The organism is Lentzea sp. NPDC059081 (assembly GCF_042738015.1).
Lineage (GTDB): Bacteria > Actinomycetota > Actinomycetes > Mycobacteriales > Pseudonocardiaceae > Lentzea.
In genome coordinates this window covers 151,015-167,803 of the sequence record NZ_JBHYGW010000002.1, presented here as the reverse complement: position 1 = coordinate 167,803, position 16,789 = coordinate 151,015, and the positions used below count along the sequence as shown (strand labels likewise).

17 protein-coding genes and 1 riboswitch are annotated in these 16,789 nt (G+C 70.5%); of the genes, 7 read left to right on the top strand and 10 right to left on the bottom strand.

Annotated elements, in window-relative coordinates; all coding sequences use genetic code 11:
• Positions 1-72 precede the first annotated feature (72 nt).
• The 6 genes from ACFWV3_RS05275 (at position 73) to ACFWV3_RS05250 (ending at position 4,743) form a co-directional block, all read left to right on the top strand.
• Positions 73-651, top strand: a complete 579-nt coding sequence (locus ACFWV3_RS05275; protein WP_382408497.1) for a TetR/AcrR family transcriptional regulator — start codon at positions 73-75, stop codon at positions 649-651.
• Positions 648-1,979 carry an FAD-binding oxidoreductase gene (locus tag ACFWV3_RS05270; protein WP_382408495.1) on the top strand — a complete coding sequence of 444 codons (1,332 nt, stop codon included), beginning with the start codon at positions 648-650 and terminating at the stop codon, positions 1,977-1,979. Before ACFWV3_RS05275 ends, ACFWV3_RS05270 begins: the two co-directional genes overlap by 4 nt.
• An 11-nt stretch (positions 1,980-1,990) precedes the next feature.
• On the top strand, positions 1,991-2,815 hold the full coding sequence (locus tag ACFWV3_RS05265) for an alpha/beta fold hydrolase (RefSeq protein ID WP_382408493.1): 825 nt from the start codon (positions 1,991-1,993) through the stop codon (positions 2,813-2,815).
• Between the two features lie 736 nt (positions 2,816-3,551).
• Positions 3,552-4,001, top strand: a complete 450-nt coding sequence (locus ACFWV3_RS05260) for a MarR family winged helix-turn-helix transcriptional regulator (RefSeq protein WP_382408491.1) — start codon at positions 3,552-3,554, stop codon at positions 3,999-4,001.
• On the top strand, positions 3,998-4,393 hold the full coding sequence (locus tag ACFWV3_RS05255) for a DUF5313 family protein (protein WP_382408488.1): 396 nt from the start codon (positions 3,998-4,000) through the stop codon (positions 4,391-4,393). Before ACFWV3_RS05260 ends, ACFWV3_RS05255 begins: the two co-directional genes overlap by 4 nt.
• 17 nt (positions 4,394-4,410) lie before the next feature.
• On the top strand, positions 4,411-4,743 hold the full coding sequence (locus tag ACFWV3_RS05250) for a hypothetical protein (protein ID WP_382408486.1): 333 nt from the start codon (positions 4,411-4,413) through the stop codon (positions 4,741-4,743).
• On the opposite strand, the gene surE is transcribed toward ACFWV3_RS05250, so the two are convergent.
• From surE to ACFWV3_RS05205, 9 genes are all read right to left on the bottom strand, one after another.
• Positions 4,694-5,458, bottom strand: a complete 765-nt coding sequence (gene surE / locus ACFWV3_RS05245; RefSeq protein WP_382408484.1) for a 5'/3'-nucleotidase SurE — start codon at positions 5,456-5,458, stop codon at positions 4,694-4,696. The genes ACFWV3_RS05250 and surE overlap by 50 nt on opposite strands.
• Complete coding sequence (locus tag ACFWV3_RS05240) at positions 5,455-6,360, bottom strand: 1-phosphofructokinase family hexose kinase (RefSeq protein ID WP_382408482.1); 906 nt, start codon at positions 6,358-6,360, stop codon at positions 5,455-5,457. Before ACFWV3_RS05240 ends, surE begins: the two co-directional genes overlap by 4 nt.
• Before the next feature lie 65 nt (positions 6,361-6,425).
• On the bottom strand, positions 6,426-8,204 hold the full coding sequence (locus tag ACFWV3_RS05235) for a family 20 glycosylhydrolase (RefSeq protein ID WP_382408479.1): 1,779 nt from the start codon (positions 8,202-8,204) through the stop codon (positions 6,426-6,428).
• Positions 8,205-8,212: 8 nt separating this feature from the next.
• Positions 8,213-8,992, bottom strand: a complete 780-nt coding sequence (locus ACFWV3_RS05230) for an ECF transporter S component (RefSeq protein ID WP_382408477.1) — start codon at positions 8,990-8,992, stop codon at positions 8,213-8,215.
• Positions 8,989-10,545: an ABC transporter ATP-binding protein gene (locus tag ACFWV3_RS05225; protein WP_382408475.1), complete on the bottom strand. Its 1,557-nt coding sequence runs from the start codon at positions 10,543-10,545 to the stop codon at positions 8,989-8,991. Before ACFWV3_RS05225 ends, ACFWV3_RS05230 begins: the two co-directional genes overlap by 4 nt.
• Positions 10,542-11,573 (bottom strand): CbiQ family ECF transporter T component, encoded by a 1,032-nt coding sequence (locus ACFWV3_RS05220; protein WP_382408473.1) that lies wholly within the window; start codon positions 11,571-11,573, stop codon positions 10,542-10,544. Before ACFWV3_RS05220 ends, ACFWV3_RS05225 begins: the two co-directional genes overlap by 4 nt.
• Complete coding sequence (locus ACFWV3_RS05215) at positions 11,570-12,322, bottom strand: hypothetical protein (protein WP_382408471.1); 753 nt, start codon at positions 12,320-12,322, stop codon at positions 11,570-11,572. The genes ACFWV3_RS05220 and ACFWV3_RS05215 overlap by 4 nt, the downstream gene beginning before the upstream one ends.
• Positions 12,319-12,732, bottom strand: coding sequence for a hypothetical protein (locus tag ACFWV3_RS05210; protein ID WP_382408469.1), 414 nt, complete (start codon positions 12,730-12,732; stop codon positions 12,319-12,321). Before ACFWV3_RS05210 ends, ACFWV3_RS05215 begins: the two co-directional genes overlap by 4 nt.
• On the bottom strand, positions 12,732-13,928 hold the full coding sequence (locus ACFWV3_RS05205) for an LPXTG cell wall anchor domain-containing protein (RefSeq protein ID WP_382408466.1): 1,197 nt from the start codon (positions 13,926-13,928) through the stop codon (positions 12,732-12,734). The genes ACFWV3_RS05210 and ACFWV3_RS05205 overlap by 1 nt, the downstream gene beginning before the upstream one ends.
• 33 nt (positions 13,929-13,961) lie before the next feature.
• Positions 13,962-14,070: riboswitch (cobalamin riboswitch) on the bottom strand.
• Positions 14,071-14,135: 65 nt separating this feature from the next.
• Here ACFWV3_RS05205 and ACFWV3_RS05200 point away from each other — a divergent pair.
• Entirely contained in the window at positions 14,136-15,698 is a 1,563-nt protein-coding gene (locus ACFWV3_RS05200; protein WP_382408464.1) for a DUF6461 domain-containing protein, read from the top strand.
• Here the strand turns inward: ACFWV3_RS05200 and ACFWV3_RS05195 are convergent.
• Positions 15,688-16,776 carry an FAD-dependent monooxygenase gene (locus tag ACFWV3_RS05195; RefSeq protein ID WP_382408462.1) on the bottom strand — a complete coding sequence of 363 codons (1,089 nt, stop codon included), beginning with the start codon at positions 16,774-16,776 and terminating at the stop codon, positions 15,688-15,690. The two genes, ACFWV3_RS05200 and ACFWV3_RS05195, sit on opposite strands and share 11 nt — an antisense overlap.
• Positions 16,777-16,789 lie beyond the last annotated feature (13 nt).

Genomic DNA, 16,789 nt, shown 5'->3' with positions numbered 1-16,789 from the left:
GGCGCCGCCGACACCTGACACTTGCTGACACTAAATCTGGCAGTAACTGACAGATTGCGCTAGCGTGGCCGCGTGGAAACGCTCACCACACGTGCCGCGAAGGACCTGCGCACCCGCCTCGCGATCCAGGAGGCGGCCATCGCACTGTGCCTCGGCCAGGGCTTCGCCGCCACCTCGACCAAGGCGATCGCCGACCGCGCGGGGGTCTCCGAACGCACGCTGTTCCGCACGTTCGGCACCAAGGCCGCGATCTTCTGGTACGACGCGTTCCTCAGCCGGATCGTCCGCGCACTCGTGCCCGGCCCGGATCCCGTTGCGGCACTGGTGAAAGCCGTGCGCACGGCGATCGACACGATCACGCCGGAGCAGTGGGCATTGGAGCTGGGACGTCGTGCGGTGATCATCAAGGAGCCGGACCTCATCGCCACCGGCACCCAGGAGCTGAACACCGGCGCGTTGCAGATCGCCACGATCCTCACGCCGCCCCTCGCCTCCCCCGCGCAGGCCTTCGACCTGGTGCTCTTCGCGCGGTTCGCGGTCGCGGGCTTCGGTGTCGTGCCGATCCACACGGACACCACGCCCGCCGAGTGGGGCGCCCAACTGGAACGGGTGGCGCACAAGGCCGCCCACGGCGCATTGGAGCGGCCATGAAGCTCCCCGGTCTCATCACGGACCCGAACACGCTGGCCGGCCTCAGCCACGACGAGGCGGAGTGGGCACCGGCGGGCACCCCATTCGCCGCCCTGCGCCCACAGTCCACTGAGGACGTTCAGCGGGCCGTGAAAGCCTGCGCCGAGAACGACATCCCGATCGTGCCGCGTGGCGCGGGCACCGGGTTGTCGGGCGGCGCCAACGCCGTCGACGGCTGTCTGGTCCTCGACCTCGGCAGGATGGACCGCATCCTCGAGATCGACCAGGAGAACCTGCTCGCGGTCGTGCAGCCGGGTGTCGTGAACGACGACCTGAAGAAGGCCGTCGCCGAGCTCGGACTCTGGTACCCGCCGGACCCCGCGAGCTCGCCGTGGTCGACGATCGGCGGCAACGTCTCGACCAACGCGGGCGGGCTCTGCTGCCTGAAGTACGGCGTGACGCGCGACTACGTGCTCGGCCTGGAGGTCGTGATGGGCGGCCCCGTCGCGTACGGGACCGCGGTCAGGCTGGGCAGGCGCACGACGAAGGGCGTCGCGGGCTACGACCTGACCAGCCTGGTCGTCGGCTCCGAGGGCACGCTCGGCGTCGTCACCGAGATCACCCTGCGCCTGCGGCCGGCCCCGCCGCCGTCCATCACCGTCGTCGGCGCCTTCCCGAGCCTCGTCACCGCGGGTCAGGCGGTCGCGCTGAGCACCAGCCGCGCCCTGCAGCCCGCCGCGCTGGAGCTGATCGACCGGGCGTGCCTGCAGGCCGTCGAGGACTGGAAGCACCTGGGCATCGAGCCGGACACCGAGGCCATGCTGCTGGCCCGCGCCGAGACACCGGAGGACGCCGACGGCCTCGCCGCCGCCTTCACCGACGCGGGTGCCGTCTGGACCGAACGCTCCACCGACTCGACCGAGGCCGAAGCCCTCTTCGCGGCCCGCCGCCTCACCTATCCCGCCCTCGAACGCCTCGGCCCGCTGCTGACCGAGGACGTGTGCGTCCCGCGCTCCGCGGTCCCGGCGATGCTCACCCGCATCGAGGAGATAAGTGCACGTCACGGCGTGCAAATTGCCACCATCGCCCACGCAGGAGACGGCAACTTGCACCCGTTGCTGATCACCCCACCCGGCGACGACGCCGCGCGCGTCGCGGCGCAATCGGCGTTCGACGACATCATCGACCAGGCTCTGGAACTGGGCGGCACCGTCACCGGCGAACACGGCGTGGGCCTGCTCAAACGCGACGGCATGGTCCGCGAGCTCGGCCCCGCCGCGCACGCCGTCCAGCAGTCGATCAAGCAGACCCTGGACCCCCTCAACCTGTTCAACCCCGGTAAGGCCTGAGGAGCACGCACATGCGAGTACCAGTAGACGGCGGCGACCTGGCCGTCGAAGTCCACGAAGGCGACACCGCACCCGTGCTCGCCATCCACGGCGTCAGCGGCAGCCGCAAGCTGTGGAACTGGGTCGCGGCCCACAACTTCACCCTGGTCACCCCAGACCTGCGCGGCCGCGGCGACAGCCACGAACTCACCGGCGCCACCATCAAGCAGCACGCCGACGACATGGTCCGCGTCCTCGACGCGTTGCAGCTGGACAAGGCCACCGTCACCGGCATGTCCATGGGCGGCTACGTGGGCGTAGACCTGGCCGTGCGCTATCCGGACCGAGTGCGCGCGCTCGTGCTGGTGGACGGCGGCCTCCCGATGGCAGCACACGCCCAACTGACCGAGGAAATGCTCACGGCCGTACTGGCCCCACAACTGGCAGCGCGCCAACGCACGTGGACCGTCGACGAGTACCTCGCCGTGCACGCGACGCTGAACCCGTTGACCGACGTCACCGACCCGCGGACCCGCGAGTACTACGCCCACGACCTGACGCCCGACGGCCACCTCAGGCTGTCCGCGGAAACCCTGGCCGCCGACACCCGCGACGTCGTCTTCGGCCAGTCGCGCTGGCAGGAGCTGACCGTGCCGACGTGGTTCGTGCACGCCGAGTGGAGCACCGGCCCGGACTCGGCACCGGCCTACACAGTGGAACAGGCCGCCGCCTTCGCCGCCGAGCTGGACGCACTGCACGAGCCGGTGCTGATCAACGAGGTCGACCACGGCGGCACCGTGATGACCACGGCAGGCGCAGCGGTGACGGCGGAGGTGCTGGCCGAAGCCCTGAAGTGACCAACCGCCCACCGGCCGGCGCCGCCACGAACAAGAGGCGCGGCTGAGAGCGAGAGGCGCGGCTGGGAGCGAGAGGCGCGGCTGGGAGCGGAAAGCGCGGCTGGGAGCGGAAAGCGCGGCTGGGAGCGGAAAGCGCGACCGAGAGCGGGAAGCGCCGCTGAGAACGAGAGGCACCGCCGAGACAGAGGGATGCCGCTGAGAGCGAAAAGCTCAGCCGAGAGCGAAAGGTGCGGCTGAGAACGAGGGATGCCGCTGAGAGCGGGAGGCGCCGCGAACGAGAGGCCCCGCCCACCCAGGGGGCAGGCCGCCGCCACCCATTCGCACTTCAACTTAGCGGCGTCGCCGACGTGTCAAGGGCCCCGCGAACGATCTGTGGACAACAACGGCCGGAGCACGACCTGTCCACAGGCAGCCGGCACGGATCCTTGACAACCCGGCCGGCGCAGGTTCCTGACAGCCCGCCGGCACAGATCATTCACCACCCGATCGACACAAAATCCCGGCAGCAACCCGGCCAACACGGGATCCCGGCGGCAACCCGGCCAACTCAAGATCCCGGCAACCCGGCCGACGCACACAGCGTCGCCCACCCGACAGGCTCAGATCCCCAGACAACCCAACCGGGCACAGACAGCCGAAACTCGGCGGGCACGGGACCCGAGCCAACGCCACCGAACCTGAGCACTGCGCCACATCCCTTGGTCCCCGCCATCCAGGCGCGTTAATGTGTACACCAATGATTAGTACACCAAGCATCCCCGAGAACCCGCTCGAACTCGAGCGACAGGTCTGCTTCGCCCTGGCCGTGGCCTCCCGCACGGTCATCGCGGTCTACCGCCCCATCCTGGAGCCGCTCAACCTCACCCACCCGCAGTACCTGGTGATGCTGGCCCTGTGGGAGCGGTCGCCGCGCACGGTGAAGGACCTGAGCTCCGTCCTGCAGCTCGACCCCGGCACCCTCAGCCCGCTGCTCAAGCGGCTGGAGGCGATCGGGTACGTCGAGCGCCAGCGGGACAAGAGCGACGAGCGGGCGCTGGCGCTGACCCTGACCGAACAGGGGCAGGAGCTCAGGCGGGAGGCGCTGAAGATCCCCTTCAAGGTCGTGGAGCAGCTGGACATGACGTTCGAAGAGCTCGCGCAGCTGAACCAGGTGCTGCACAAGGTGATCGCGAAGGCCACGCGGTGAACCCCGCGCTGAAGGTCTGGTACTACGCGGGTGGGCGGCTTCCGCAGAAATATCGGGAGTTCGTCTTCGACGACGTGACCGGTCCGAAGTGGTTGCTGCGGTTCACGGTGCGCAGCCTTGTGCAGGTCACGCCCCTGACGACGGCCATCACGCTGGCGCTCGTGTTCGGACTAGGGTCGCCGTGGCCTCTCGCAATTGCGTGCGGTGCGCTCGGTTTCGTTGTAGGACTGTACTTCGCGCTGTCCTACGCACCTGAAAGTGTGGACTACCGCCTGACGAAGTACGGGTATCCACGGGGTTCGGCGACTGAAGGCCGCCGGGAACGAAACGCCGTGCGGGACCGCGAGCGACAAGCGAAGTACGACGCGGTCTGGCGGCGATCCGAAGGGTAGGCACTCCCATGGCCTTGTTGAGCGATCAGTTCGAGTTCACGAGGCCGCAGGCGCTGACCCTCACGGCGGGGCTGCTGCAGCTCGCTTTCGGATACCTGGACCTGTTCGGATTGGACCCGAACTACCACGTCATCCAGATCGGTGTCGGGGTGATGGGCGTCGTCACGGCCTGGCGGCTCGACACGGCGCGGATGTACGGGCTGGTGCTGTTGCTGGGGTTCGGGATGCTGGCCTTCTCGGTCGACGACGTCACCGCCGAGGGGTTCCTGGAGATCCGCACGGCGTTGATCGGTCTGCTGATCACGCTGGCCAGGCCGGCAAGGGCAGGTGCGAAGCAGGGGCCGAGGTGACGGAGACCAGCGAGGTCAGCGTCGCGTAGCCCTCGGCCAGCAACGCCGCGTCGCTGCCGGGGGCGGGCTTGTCCTCCGCGTACACGTGGACCAGTTCCACCTCGTTCTCGCCCACGTCGTCCACGCGGCTCTGCACGGTGCCGAAGCGCGCCAGCTCGGCCCAGCGGAGTCCTTGCACGTCAACGATGTTCGGGACGTTCAGCGAGAACACGGTCGCGACCGGCTGTTCGAGCAGCATCGGCAGGACGGCGCGCACGGCCTCGCCTGCCTTGTCCCACAACGGTTCGGGCCCGTCCAATCCCACGTCGAGCGAGACCGCCATCGACGTGACGTCGTTCAGGTGGCCGGTCAGTGCCGCGCCGACGGTGCCGGAGTGCAGGATCGCGCGGCCGACGTTCGCGCCCAGGTTCACGCCGGACAGCACCACGTCCGGCCTGCCGCCGAAGCCTCCGCGGCAGGCGATCAGCGAGATCAGGCCCGGATGCGCCGCGACGGCGTAGGCCTCGGCGTCCAGACCGGGCACCGTGCGGCGTTCGCTCACCACACGGCCGGTGTCGCCGACCGCCGCGACCGACGCGCTCGTGCCGCTGGCCTGGACCGACGGTGCCGCGACCACCACGTCGAGCCCGCACGACACGGCGGCCGACGCCAGGGTCAGCAGGCCGGGAGAGTCGATTCCGTCGTCGTTCGTGATCAGCGCCCGCATCCCGCTCATTCCTCGATCGGCTCCAGTTCCACGCGCTTGCTCAGCTCGCGCACGGCTTCTCCCCCGCCGCTGCCGAGGCCGTGCCGGGTCACGTTCACCGCGCCCGCCGCCGCACCGAGCTTCACCGCGTCCTCCAACGACATACCCAGCGCGAGGCCCGCCGAAATCCCCGCCGTCATGGAGTCGCCGGCGCCACGCGTGTCCACGGGCTCAAGGCGAGGCATCTGCACGAGGTAGAGCTTGTCTTCCAGCAGCGCCAACGCGGGTTCGTCGGCACGTGACACCACCACGCCGTGCACGCACGAAGCAGCGATCTCACGGGCCTTCGCGATGAGCTTGGTCAGGTCCTCCTCACCCAGTTCCTCGTGCGAGACCTTCACGACGTGCGGGCCACCGCGCACGGCCTCCGCCAGCCGCTCACCGGCGAGGTCGACGATCACGCGGCAGCCGTTGTTCGTCAGGTCCGAGGTGAGGCGGAAGTACGTCTCGTGGGGCAGCACCCGGTCGTCGGACGGGCCGCTGAGCAGCGCAGTCCCCGCGCGGATGCCTTCCAGCAACGCCGACTCGTACACGTCGTCGAGCTCGTGCCGCGACAACGCGTCGGGCAGCATCTCGACCATCTCGTCACGGCTGCCGTCGCGGCGATCGTGCACGTAGGCGCCGTTGCGTGCGGCGACGTCCCGTGCGCGCAGGTCGACATGTTCGCCTTCGAGCAGTGTCTTGAGCACACGGCCGGTCTCGCCGCCGAAGGTCGCGCACACGACCGCCTCGACGTCCAGCGCGGCGATCATCCGGGACTGCCAGAAACCCTGGCCTCCGGCGTGCAGGTGCACGTCGGGCTCACCGTCGAGGTCCTCGACGGTGACGGTCAGCTGAGGGGACGGGGCAAATACGGCAACTCGGGCATTCACGACACCCAGATACCCCGAGGGGGCGGACGTTAGTCGTCCGCCCCCTCGGGGATCATCAGGTCGGGTCAGCAGGCGCCGTCGTCGCGCCAGACGCCCCACTGGCCAGTGGTGCCGGGCTCCTCGCCCTGCGTCCACCACTTCGCGGTCCACTTGTGGCCGTTGTGCGAGACCAGGTTGCCGCCGGTGTAGACCTTGGAGCGCTCCCACGCCGGCTGCGCGCACTGGCCGGGCGGCGGGCCGCCGGTGTCCCACGGGACCTGCGGCGACCGGTAGAAGTTGATGCCCATGGTCGTCCAGCGCGGGGCCTGGTTGCCCAGCCGCACCTTGAACTGGTCCCAGTTGTGCGTCGACCACGGCGACCAGCCGAGCTCCGCGTGGCCGGCGAGCCGCGGGAACGCCATGAACTCGATGTCGCGCGAGGTCACCAGCGTTTCCGTCCACAGTGGAGCTTCGACGCCGAACACCGACGACTCCGAGACGCCGCTGAGGTGCGTGCCGGGGTTCCAGTTGTAGGCGTCCTGGACCTCGATGAGACCGGCCCACGACAGGCCCAGCGGCGTGCCGGCGTTGTACTTCTGGTCGATGTACGCCTTGTTCGCGGGCGACATGATGACCTTGTTGCCGCGCGCCGCCGCTGCCTGCACCACCGCGTTGGACGTCGTGGTGCCCCAGTACTGCGGGATCACGGTGGTGTCGGTCGTGGTCTTCACGAACTCGTGCCAGCCGACCGCGGTCTTGCCGTACTTCTTCACGATCGGCAGCACCCGGCTCATGAACGTCTGGTAGTCGGCCTCCGACGTCGAGTGCGCCTCGTCGCCACCGAGGTGGAAGTACGGGCCGGGCGTGAGCGCCGCGATCTCGCGCACCACGTCGTCGACGAACTGGTAGGTGATCTCCTTGTTCACGCACAGGGAGGAGTAGCCGACCTCGGTGTCCGTGCGCAGCGCCGGGGCCTGGCCGTTGCAGTTCAGCTCCGCGTACGACGCGAGGGCCGCGTTGGTGTGGCCGGGCATGTCGATCTCGGGGATCACCGTGATCTTGCGCGCGGCCGCGTACTGCACGATCTCGCTGTACTGCGCCTTGGTGAAATACCCGCCGGCACCGCCGCCGACCTGCGTGCTGCCGCCGTAGGTCGTGAGGCGCGGCCAGCTGTCGACCTGGATCCGCCAGCCCTGGTCGTCACTCAGGTGCAGGTGGAAGTAGTTGATCTTGTAGAGCGCGAGCTGGTCGAGGTACCGCTTGACCGACGCGACCGGGTGGAAGTGGCGGGACACGTCGAGCATCGACGCGCGGTAGGAGAACCGCGGGTAGTCGACGATCAACGCCCCCGGCACGGTCCACGGGCCGGACTGCGCGGTCGTGCTCTCGACGGCCGCGGGCAGCAGCTGCCGCAACGTCTGCACGCCCGCGAACAGGCCCTCGGAGGTGTTGGCGCGCAACACGATGGAGCCGGCCGCGACGTCGAGCTGGTACCCCTGCTGGCCGACGGTGCCCGGTGCGCCCGAGAGCAGCAGCGAGATGCCGTCGGAGGGTGTGCCGGTCGTGTCCGAGACGGGCAGCGCGAACCCCGTCGACGGTCGCAGCACGCCCGCCAGGAAGTTCCCGACGTCGCGCGCGGCCGGGGCTGTGTAGATCTTGGTGCCGGTCGTCAGGGTGTGCGTGACGCCAGACCTGGCCTGGACCGAGACCGGTGCCGGGACCAGACCTTGCAGCGGTTCCGCTGCCTGCGACTGCGCGCTCACGGAGAGCGCGGCGGTCACGGCGACGACCACGGCGAGAACCCGAGTTCTCACGACTCCTCCTTCACGAGTCGGGGGCGGCGACCCACTGCCCAGCCTGGCCATTCCTCCTCTCAGCCGTCAATGGTCTGAGCCAATGTGAAGGAGGCTTTCCGCGCGGCGCGGCGCAACGTCCTGAGCAACACGGGTCCGGTCACCGCGACGAGCACCGCGGTCGTGACGGCCCTTCCGAGATCCCATCCGAGCGAGGTGGCGAGCGTGAACGCCGCCAGCTTCACGAGGTTCGCGCCCGCCGAGGCGTCCGGGTCGAAGCTCACGGACGTGCCCTCGCCGACCGCGAACGGCCAGAACGACAGGTTGAGCAGGAACCCGTAGACCAGCGAGCTCACCACGCCGTACGCCGCGAGCAGCGCGATCTCGGCCTTGCCTCGCCACTGCGGCAGCAACCCGGCGCCGAGCGCGACCCAGGCCGCACCGAGCATCTGATAGGGCAGCCACGGGCCAACTCCGCCGGTGAGCAGGGCGGAGGCGAACAACGTGGTGTTGCCCAGCACGAACCCGAAGCCCGGCCCGAACACCCTGCCGCCGAGCACCATCAGGAAGAAGATCGTCTCGATCCCGGCGGTGCCCGCGCCGAGCGGCCGGATCGCGGCGCCGAGCGCGGACAGCACGCCGAGCATCGCGATCGCCTTGGAGTCCATGCCGTGGTCGCTCAACTCTGCCAGCACCACGGCCAGCACGAGCGGGAGGAGCAACGCGAACGTCCACGGCGCGTCGCCGCCATGCGCGATGTCGCTGGACGGCGCCACGAACAACGGCCACGTGAACGCCGCCAGCCCGATCACCCCGGACACCGCGAGGGCGAGCGCCGACCTGCGGCGGATCGCGATCACAGCGCCGCCTCGACGTCGGCGACCGTCAGCCACGGGCCGAGGACCTTGCTGACCTGCGGCGCGAAGATCGGGGACGACGTCACGACCTCGCGCGCCGGTCCGTCCGCGACGATCTCGCCTTCCGCCATCACGATCACACGGGTCGCGTATTCGGCAACGAACTCGACGTCGTGCGTGGCGAGCACGATCGCGCCGCCGAGGTTCTTCAGGGTCGCGGCGAGCGCTTCCTTCGCCGGGTAGTCGAGGCCACGCGTGGGTTCGTCGAGCAGCAGCACGTCCGGGGCGCCGGTCAGCATCACCGCGAGCACCAGCGCGAGCCGTTGGCCCTCGGACAGGTCCCGCGGGTGGGTGTCCTGCGGGACGTTCGCCAGGCCGTCGAGGAGCGTCCGGCACGTTCCCGGCTCTTGTCCGGTCTCGTGGTCGGCCTGGGCGCACTCCTCGGCGACGGTCTCCAGGTAGAGCAGGTCGGACGGCTGCTGCGGCACCAGCGCGACGGTCTTGCGGCGCTCGGCCGGCTTCAGCGCCTTGGGGTCGGTGCCGCTGACGTCGACCGTGCCGGACGTCCGCTTGCCGCTGCCTTGGACGGCCCAGAGCAGCGACGACTTGCCGGAACCGTTGCGTCCCATCACCGCGACCCGTTCGCCGGCGCCGACCGTGAGCGAAACTCCGCGCACGGCCTGGACATCGCCGTACTTCACCACCACGTCGTGGGCTCGGAGCACCGGTTCGGTCGACGGCGGGAGTTCGGTGGCGGGTTGGGCGAGTTCCGCCCGCAACGGCGCTGCCACCCGGCGTGCGTCGCGGACCGAGACCGGCACCGGTGACCAGCCGGCCAGTTGTGCGAGCCGCACGACGGGCGGTGCGACCGGTGCCGCGGCGAGCACCTCGCCGACGTCGCCGATCGCGCCTTCCGGCAGCAGGAGGGCGCGGTCGGCGTACTGCGCGACCCGTTCCAGACGGTGCTCGGCGATCACGACGGTCATGCCGAGGTCGTGCACAAGTCGTTGCACGGCAGCGAGAACGTCCTCGGCGGCACCGGGGTCGAGGGCGGACGTGGGTTCGTCGAGGACGAGAACCTTCGGGTGCGCGGTGAGGGCCGCGCCGATCGCGACTCGTTGCTGCTGACCGCCGGAGAGTGTCGCGAGTGGACGGTCGCGGAGGGAAGCGAGTCCGAGCAGGTCGAGGGTCTCCTCGACGCGTTTGCGCATCACGTCGTTCGGCAGGCCCAGCGACTCCATCGAGTAGGCGAGCTCGTCCTCGACGTTGTCCGCGACGAAGCCCGCGACCGGGTCCTGGCCGACGAACCCGACCACGTCCGCGAGCTCCCGCGGCGGGAATCTCGCGGTGTCACGGCCGTCAACCAGCACGCGTCCGGCGAGGGTGCCGCCGCTGAAGTGCGGGACGAGACCGTTGATCGCGCGCAGGAACGTCGACTTGCCGGAGCCGGTGCGGCCCACGACCAGGCACAGCTCGCCTTCGGGGATCTCCACCGAGAGTCCGGCGAGCACCGGCTGCTCGGCGTAGGTGATCGTGACGTCCTCGAACCTGATCATGCTTCCCTCACGATCGCGAGTGGCAGCAAGGCCACCACCACTCCCAGTGCCGGTACCAACGGCAGTTCCGGCGCGGCCAGCGGCACCGTCGACGGCGACAACGCCGGATCCGCCGAGAACACCAGCACCACAGCTCCCGCCACACCGCTCAGCGCCACCGCGATCGCCCGCGGCGTCCAGCGGTCCGGCCGGTACCGCGTGCGTGGCACCCGGCGCGCACCGACCCGCAGGCCCGCGGTGGCCAGCACACCACCGATCGCGAGCAGCGGCCAGCCGGAGTAGGCGTCGGCGAGCAGCCCGTACGTGCCGATGCAGAACCCGAACAGCCCGGCCAGCACCAACGTTCCGGTCAGCGCCCGATCGCGCCGGGAGAGGCCCGCTGTGCGGCCGTACCCGCGTGAGTCCATCGACGCAGCGAGGACCAGGGACCGGTCGAGCGCGTCTTCCAGCACCGGCACCAGCATCGTGCGGATCGCCCGCGCGCCGCGGGCCGTGTCCCCGCGCAGCTGCCGCGCCCGCCGGACCGAGCGGGCGGACGCGACCAGTTGCGGCGCGACGGTCAGCGCTACCACGACGGCGACGCTCACCTCGTACAACGCGGCCGGGAGCGAGCGGAGCAGGCGCTTGGGGTTGGCGAGGGCGTTGGCGGCGCCGACGCAGCTGAGGATCGTCGCGAGCAACAACCCCTGGTACAGCGCGAAGACCAGGCCCTCCGCGCTGACCGGGCCGCCGATGCGGATGCCCTGCGCCCAGTCAGGGAGCGGGACCTGCGGCAGTGTGACCAGGATCGTCGGGCCCGCGACCCCGCCGAGGAACACGTGCAGCACCACCCGCAGGCCGATGACCAGCAGGCCGAACTTGAGGAACACGCCGTAGGTCCCTGCCCACGGCGTGGGCGCGCGGCACGTCACCACGACCACACCCGCGACGGCGAGGATCAGCCCCAGCACCAACGGGTTCGTCGTGCGGCTGGCGGCGGTGGCCAGGCCGAGGGCCCAGAGCCACCACGCGCCGGAGTGCAGCCTCACTCGTCCACGCTGCGCCGACGCCGTGCGACGAGCAGTCCCGCCACGGCGAGCGCGATGATCACCAACGCGCCGAGCACCGTCCACGGCCAGGTGGACTTCTCCTCTGTCCGCTGTGCCTTCTCCGCCACGGCGGTGGAGGACGGCGCGGCAACCGACGAAGAAGCCGTGGTCGTGGGTGGAGCCGACTCAGCGGACGACGACGTGGGGACCTCGGACGACACCGGTGGCGCGGTGGTGGTCGTTGTCGCGGGCGGTTGCTGAACGGGTGGCTTGGTGGCAGGAGGGGGCGGTGGTGCCGGCAGCTGCGGTTGCGGGGCCGGAGCCGCTGGTGGTGCGATGCCCGGCTGCTCCCCCGCCCCGAACGCCCAGCCCTCGACCGTGCCGCGGGCAGGTGCGAACGTCGCCGCTCCCTGGTTGCTGTACGACCACGCCCCACCGGCGGGCGCGTGCCAGTACGACCAGTAGGCCGTGGCGGGTGACGCGTTGACGCACTTGTCCGCATCCGTGCCCGGTTTCGCGTTGATGCGGCAGACGAATCCCGGCTGGCGGGACGCGTAGGTGTAGCCGAACCCGGCGGCGGTCAGCGCCGCGACACCGGACGCCGGACTGCCCGGCGCGCAACCCTGCTGCACGCCTCCCCCGAGGCTGCGGAAGTCGACGACGACGGTCACGCCGTCACATCCCGCGGCGTGCGCCGGCACCGGTGCGCACGCGATCACCAGTGCCAGCGCGACGAAGAGCTTCCTCACGGAGTGGCGCCCGGAGCGGTGCCGGCGCCGAACGCCCAGCCCTCGACCGTGCCCGGCGCCGGGTCGTAGCTGCCCGCGCCCGAGGTGCTGTAGGTCCAGGACGCGCCGGGCGTGGCGTGCCAGTACGACCAGTACGCGCTGGTGGTCGGCGCGGTGCACGGGTTCGGCAGCGCGTTGATCCGGCACACGAACCCGGGCTGGCGCGGCACGAACGAGTACGTGAAGCCCGCACCGGTCAGTGCGGTCAAGCCGGACGACGGATCGCCTGCGGCACAACCGGTCTGGACACCGCCGCCGAACGCGGAGAGGTCCACGACGACCTTGACGCCCGAACAGGAATCGGCCGACGCGGGAGAGGCGACGACGAACGTGCTCGCCAGCAGGGCGAGGACAGCGAGGACGCGGCGCATCACGCACCAACCTTCCGACGACGGGACACGACGAGGAGCACGGCGCCCGTGAGCACCGCGAAGGAACCGAACAACGTCAGCGGTACGGCCTGGTCGGGACCGGTGGCGGCGAGCGGCGGGTCTGCCGGCGCCTCGGGTCCTGCCGGAGCGGGCGCGGTCGTCGTCGGTTCGGGAGTGACGGACGACGGCGGCGTGGTGGTGCAGTCGATCGCGGGCACACCGGCCGTGGCGGACGACGCCGACACCTCGGCGAGGCTCACCCGTGCGAGCCCGAGCATGCCCTGCACGGTCGAACGCACGACCGTCCCGGCGTCGAAACCCTTGCTGTCGAACGCGATCGCGCCCCGCTGGGCTTCCGGTGCGGTACAGCCGACCTGCAACGTCCTCAGGAACGCCACCGCCTTGTCAGCGGCAGCCGTGCGGCCACCCGCGACCAGCGCACCGACCGCAAGGCCGGTCGTGTTCGCGTTCGTCGGCGGCGTCATCGCCTGGAAACCACCGTCGGCCTGCTGCTGCGACACGAGCCAGTCGAGCGCCTTGGCGGACGCGGTCTTCTCCCCCGCCGCCAATAACGCCTGCAGCACCTGCGCCGTTCCGTCCACATCGGACTTGCAGACCGCTTCGCCGAAGACGATCGGGAACCCGCCGTCCGGGCACTGCGCCGCGGCCTGGAACGCCACCGGCTTGGCCACGTCCTGCCCGGCGCGCTGCAACACGATGATCGCCAGCGCCTGCGTGAACGCGTTGGTCTGGTCGAACGACGGGTCGGTCCGGTCGCGGAACCGCCCGTCGGCCTCCTGCAGCTCGCCGAGCCGCCCCAGCAGGTCGACCCCGCCGAACTTCGCCGGGTCCGTGCCCAGCGTCTGCGCAACCAGCGCGAGCTTGGTGAGACCGCCGACGTACGACTCGGCCTCGCCGTCCCCGACGAACGTCTCCAGCTGCGGCGACGCGGCCAGCCACGCGGCGGCCTTCGTGGCGGTCGTCTTCCCCGCCTTGGCCGCCGCCAGCGCGTAGATGCCGTCCGCGGTGAGCCCGGGATCACCGGACGCCGGGTCGTTCGGGAACCTCAAGAGCCGGTCGCCCTCGGCGAACTGGCCGGCCAGCCACGTGCCGGACGAAAGCTCGGCCGCGTGCGCCTGCGGTGTCGCCACCAGCGCGGCCGCGATGACCGCGACCAGCGCGGATTTCCTGATCACTGCGCCTCCCTGTCCCGCTGTCCTCGACGGGTCGGTGGAGCTGCCGCGCGCCACGGGCAGTCGGACTATCACCGTTGCGGGTCAGTGCCGGAGTTCCACCGGCTTCCCCCGCGGCGTGCGGATGCTGTTGTCCTCTGGATCGTGCGGGTTCGACCTATCGGAGTCAAATGGCTGTGAGCTGGGCCATCGGCTGGGATGATCGCGGGTGTGGGGGAATTCGAGGAGTCGATCACGGCCTCGCTCGCGTCGATCGAGGCGCTGATCCCGCCGGAGCCGGCGGCGGAGCTCGGCCGGTACGAGGGACGCGAGTGGCCTGGCCTGTCGCACGGAACGCAAGTGCAACGGGCACTCGAACGCTTTCCGGGCTTTACGGCGGAGCGCCTGCTCGGCGCCCTGGAGCTGGGCGTGGCGAAGTTGACTCTCCGGGCACCCGCCGAGGTCGTGGCCGTGCTGCGGCCGCTGGACCGGCCGATCTACTTCCAGGTCCTGTCGAGCGACGGCCAGAGCGCGCTCAAGACGCCGATGACCATGGTGTCGGCCGTGCACACCGGCGCGATGGAGCTGATCACCGACCTCGTGCGGTCGCGGACGGGTCTGCTCGACCTGAGCGGGGTGAGCGGGGACGAGGCGGCCATCGCCGCGAAGCACGGCGCGGCGCACCTGGCACTGGCGGTGGCCGTGTCGACGGCGGTCCTGCGTGCTCTCGACACCCCGAGCTCCACCGACCCGCGAGCGATCATCGGGATCGCCATCGGGGTGACGGCGTTGCTGCTGCCGTCGATCGACAAGCCGCCCGCGTACGCCGGGGCGTTGCTGGAGAAGCGCCGCGCCGACTACAAGGGTTCTTCCTGGCAGACGAGTGCGCCGGTGTTCGGCCACGAGTTCGTGTTCGTGGAGGAACCGAGCCCGTCCGGAGCCGATCTGACGGCCACGGGGCTCGTCGCCGCGGTCGACACGGGTTTCGCCGTGCGCACGGGAATCGCGGAGGGCAACGTCCCCGTGTCGGTGCGGGTGGTGCTCGACCAGCCCGGCGAACCCGACATCACGGGCTGGGACGAGGTGGCCGAGGTGAGCTTCACCGCGGTCGAGGGCGACGCGCGGCTCGGCCACGGTGGCATGCCGCCGTGGCCGGGTGAGTTCCGCGTCCGCGTGCACGCCCGCGGCCGGGACGGCGATGACGACGAGAGCTACGAACTGCTGATCTGGCCCGCCCCGCACGCCGAACCACTGGTGCACAAGAAGACCGACGCCGTGGGTCACCGGGTGCGCGGCGAGCCGGTACCCGAGGTCAGGATCGCGCCGGAGGCCGGGCTGCGGTGGCTGCCGGACGTGCTCGGGGTGGCGGCGACCGTCACGGTCGCCATCGGCCTCGACGTCGACGACGTGGTGGACGAGTTCCACGAGGACTCCATCGTGGTCGAGATCGACGGTGGAGTGGTCGTCCTGGAGATGAACAACTACGCCGGCACCGAGCGGGAGAGGCTGGAACTGCTGTCCCGCAACGGAAGGGCGGCGAGCCACTTCTGGAACGTCAACGCCGTCCGGCGGCTGTCGTTCGCCAGGGACGGCAGGGTGCTCGCCTCCGAGGAACCGTGGGAGGAAGCCGACTTCGGCGACGACCAGGAGGTCGCCGCCGCACTCGACGGGCTCGACTTCGGCGACTGGCGGCACGCTGACGCGAAGGGACTCACCGCGGTCGTCCGCTTCACCGGTGCCGACCTCCCGCAGGACGACCTGACCGCCGCCATCGACACCCTGTTCAGTACGTAGGCAGCTCGAGGCTGTTCACGATCTCGGCGAACTCGGGGATCGGCGCGCCGCCGCTCTCCTGGTTGCGCAGCGCCATGTCCTGGTTGGCCGTCACGTACGGCCGCAGGACCTCCTCGTAGCGCTCGAACGCGGTCGTGGGGTCCTTCGCCAGCTCACCGGCGAGGACGTAGGCGCCGACGAGCGCCATGCTGGTGCCCTGGCCGGACAGCGGGGAGCCGCAGTAGCCGGCGTCGCCGAGCAGCACGACGTTGCCGCGCGACCAGCTGTCCATGCGGATCTGGCTCATCGAGTCGAAGTGGAAGTCCGGCGCCTCCCACATGTGCTTGAGCGCGGTCGGCCAGACCCAGCCGGCGCCCTCGAACTTCTCGGCCAGCAGGCGGCGTTGGGCTTCGACGTCGCGGTGGTCGAACGAGGTGACGCCGTTGAAACCCATGTACACGCGGCATTCCGCGTTCGCGCGGGCGCTCATGATGCCGCCGCCGACGACGTCGCCCTGCTGGAAGGTCTGCCAGTGGTCGAGGCCGAGGAAGTTCGGGGCGGTGAAGACGGCCAGGTTCGTGCCGAGGTGGCTGATGAACTGCTCCTCGGGCCCGAAGGCCAGGCGGCGGACGGTGGAGTGCAGGCCGTCGGCGCCCACGATCACGTCGAAGTCGCGCGGGTCGGCCTTCTCGAAGGTGACGCGGGTGCCGTCGATCGCGGTGATGGTGTCGTCGAACAGGTACTCCACGCCCTCGGCCGCGTCGAAGAGCATGCGGGCCAGGTCGTCACGCAACAGCTCGACGTCGGGACTCGACAGGTCACCGCCGCTCAGAGTGTGCGTGGTGGAGCTGAACAGCTCGTTGCCGTCGGCGTCGACGACGTTCATGCCGCGCATGTTCGTGCTCGCCGCCCGCAACCGGACGCCGAGGCCCATGCGCTCGACGACCTCCAGGGCCGGACCGCGCACGTCGATGGCCTGGCCGCCGGGGCGCAGGCCCCTGGCCCGCTCCACCACCGTCACGTCGAAGCCGTGGTGGCGCAGCCAGTACGCGAGCGCGGGGCCGCCGATGCTGGCGCCGGAGATCAGGACGTTCGTCATGGTGTTCCCCCTG

Excerpts from the sequence above, each read along its gene's own strand:
- ACFWV3_RS05270 (WP_382408495.1), top strand. The coding sequence starts at position 648 with ATGAAGCTCCCCGGTCTCATCACGGACCCGAACACGCTGGCCGGCCTC.
- ACFWV3_RS05265 (WP_382408493.1), top strand. The coding sequence starts at position 1,991 with ATGCGAGTACCAGTAGACGGCGGCGACCTGGCCGTCGAAGTCCACGAA.
- ACFWV3_RS05260 (WP_382408491.1), top strand. The coding sequence starts at position 3,552 with ATGATTAGTACACCAAGCATCCCCGAGAACCCGCTCGAACTCGAGCGA.
- surE (WP_382408484.1), bottom strand. The coding sequence starts at position 5,458 with ATGAGCGGGATGCGGGCGCTGATCACGAACGACGACGGAATCGACTCT.
- ACFWV3_RS05235 (WP_382408479.1), bottom strand. The coding sequence starts at position 8,204 with ATGGCCAGGCTGGGCAGTGGGTCGCCGCCCCCGACTCGTGAAGGAGGA.
- ACFWV3_RS05225 (WP_382408475.1), bottom strand. The coding sequence starts at position 10,545 with ATGATCAGGTTCGAGGACGTCACGATCACCTACGCCGAGCAGCCGGTG.
- ACFWV3_RS05210 (WP_382408469.1), bottom strand. The coding sequence starts at position 12,732 with ATGCGCCGCGTCCTCGCTGTCCTCGCCCTGCTGGCGAGCACGTTCGTC.
- ACFWV3_RS05195 (WP_382408462.1), bottom strand. The coding sequence starts at position 16,776 with ATGACGAACGTCCTGATCTCCGGCGCCAGCATCGGCGGCCCCGCGCTC.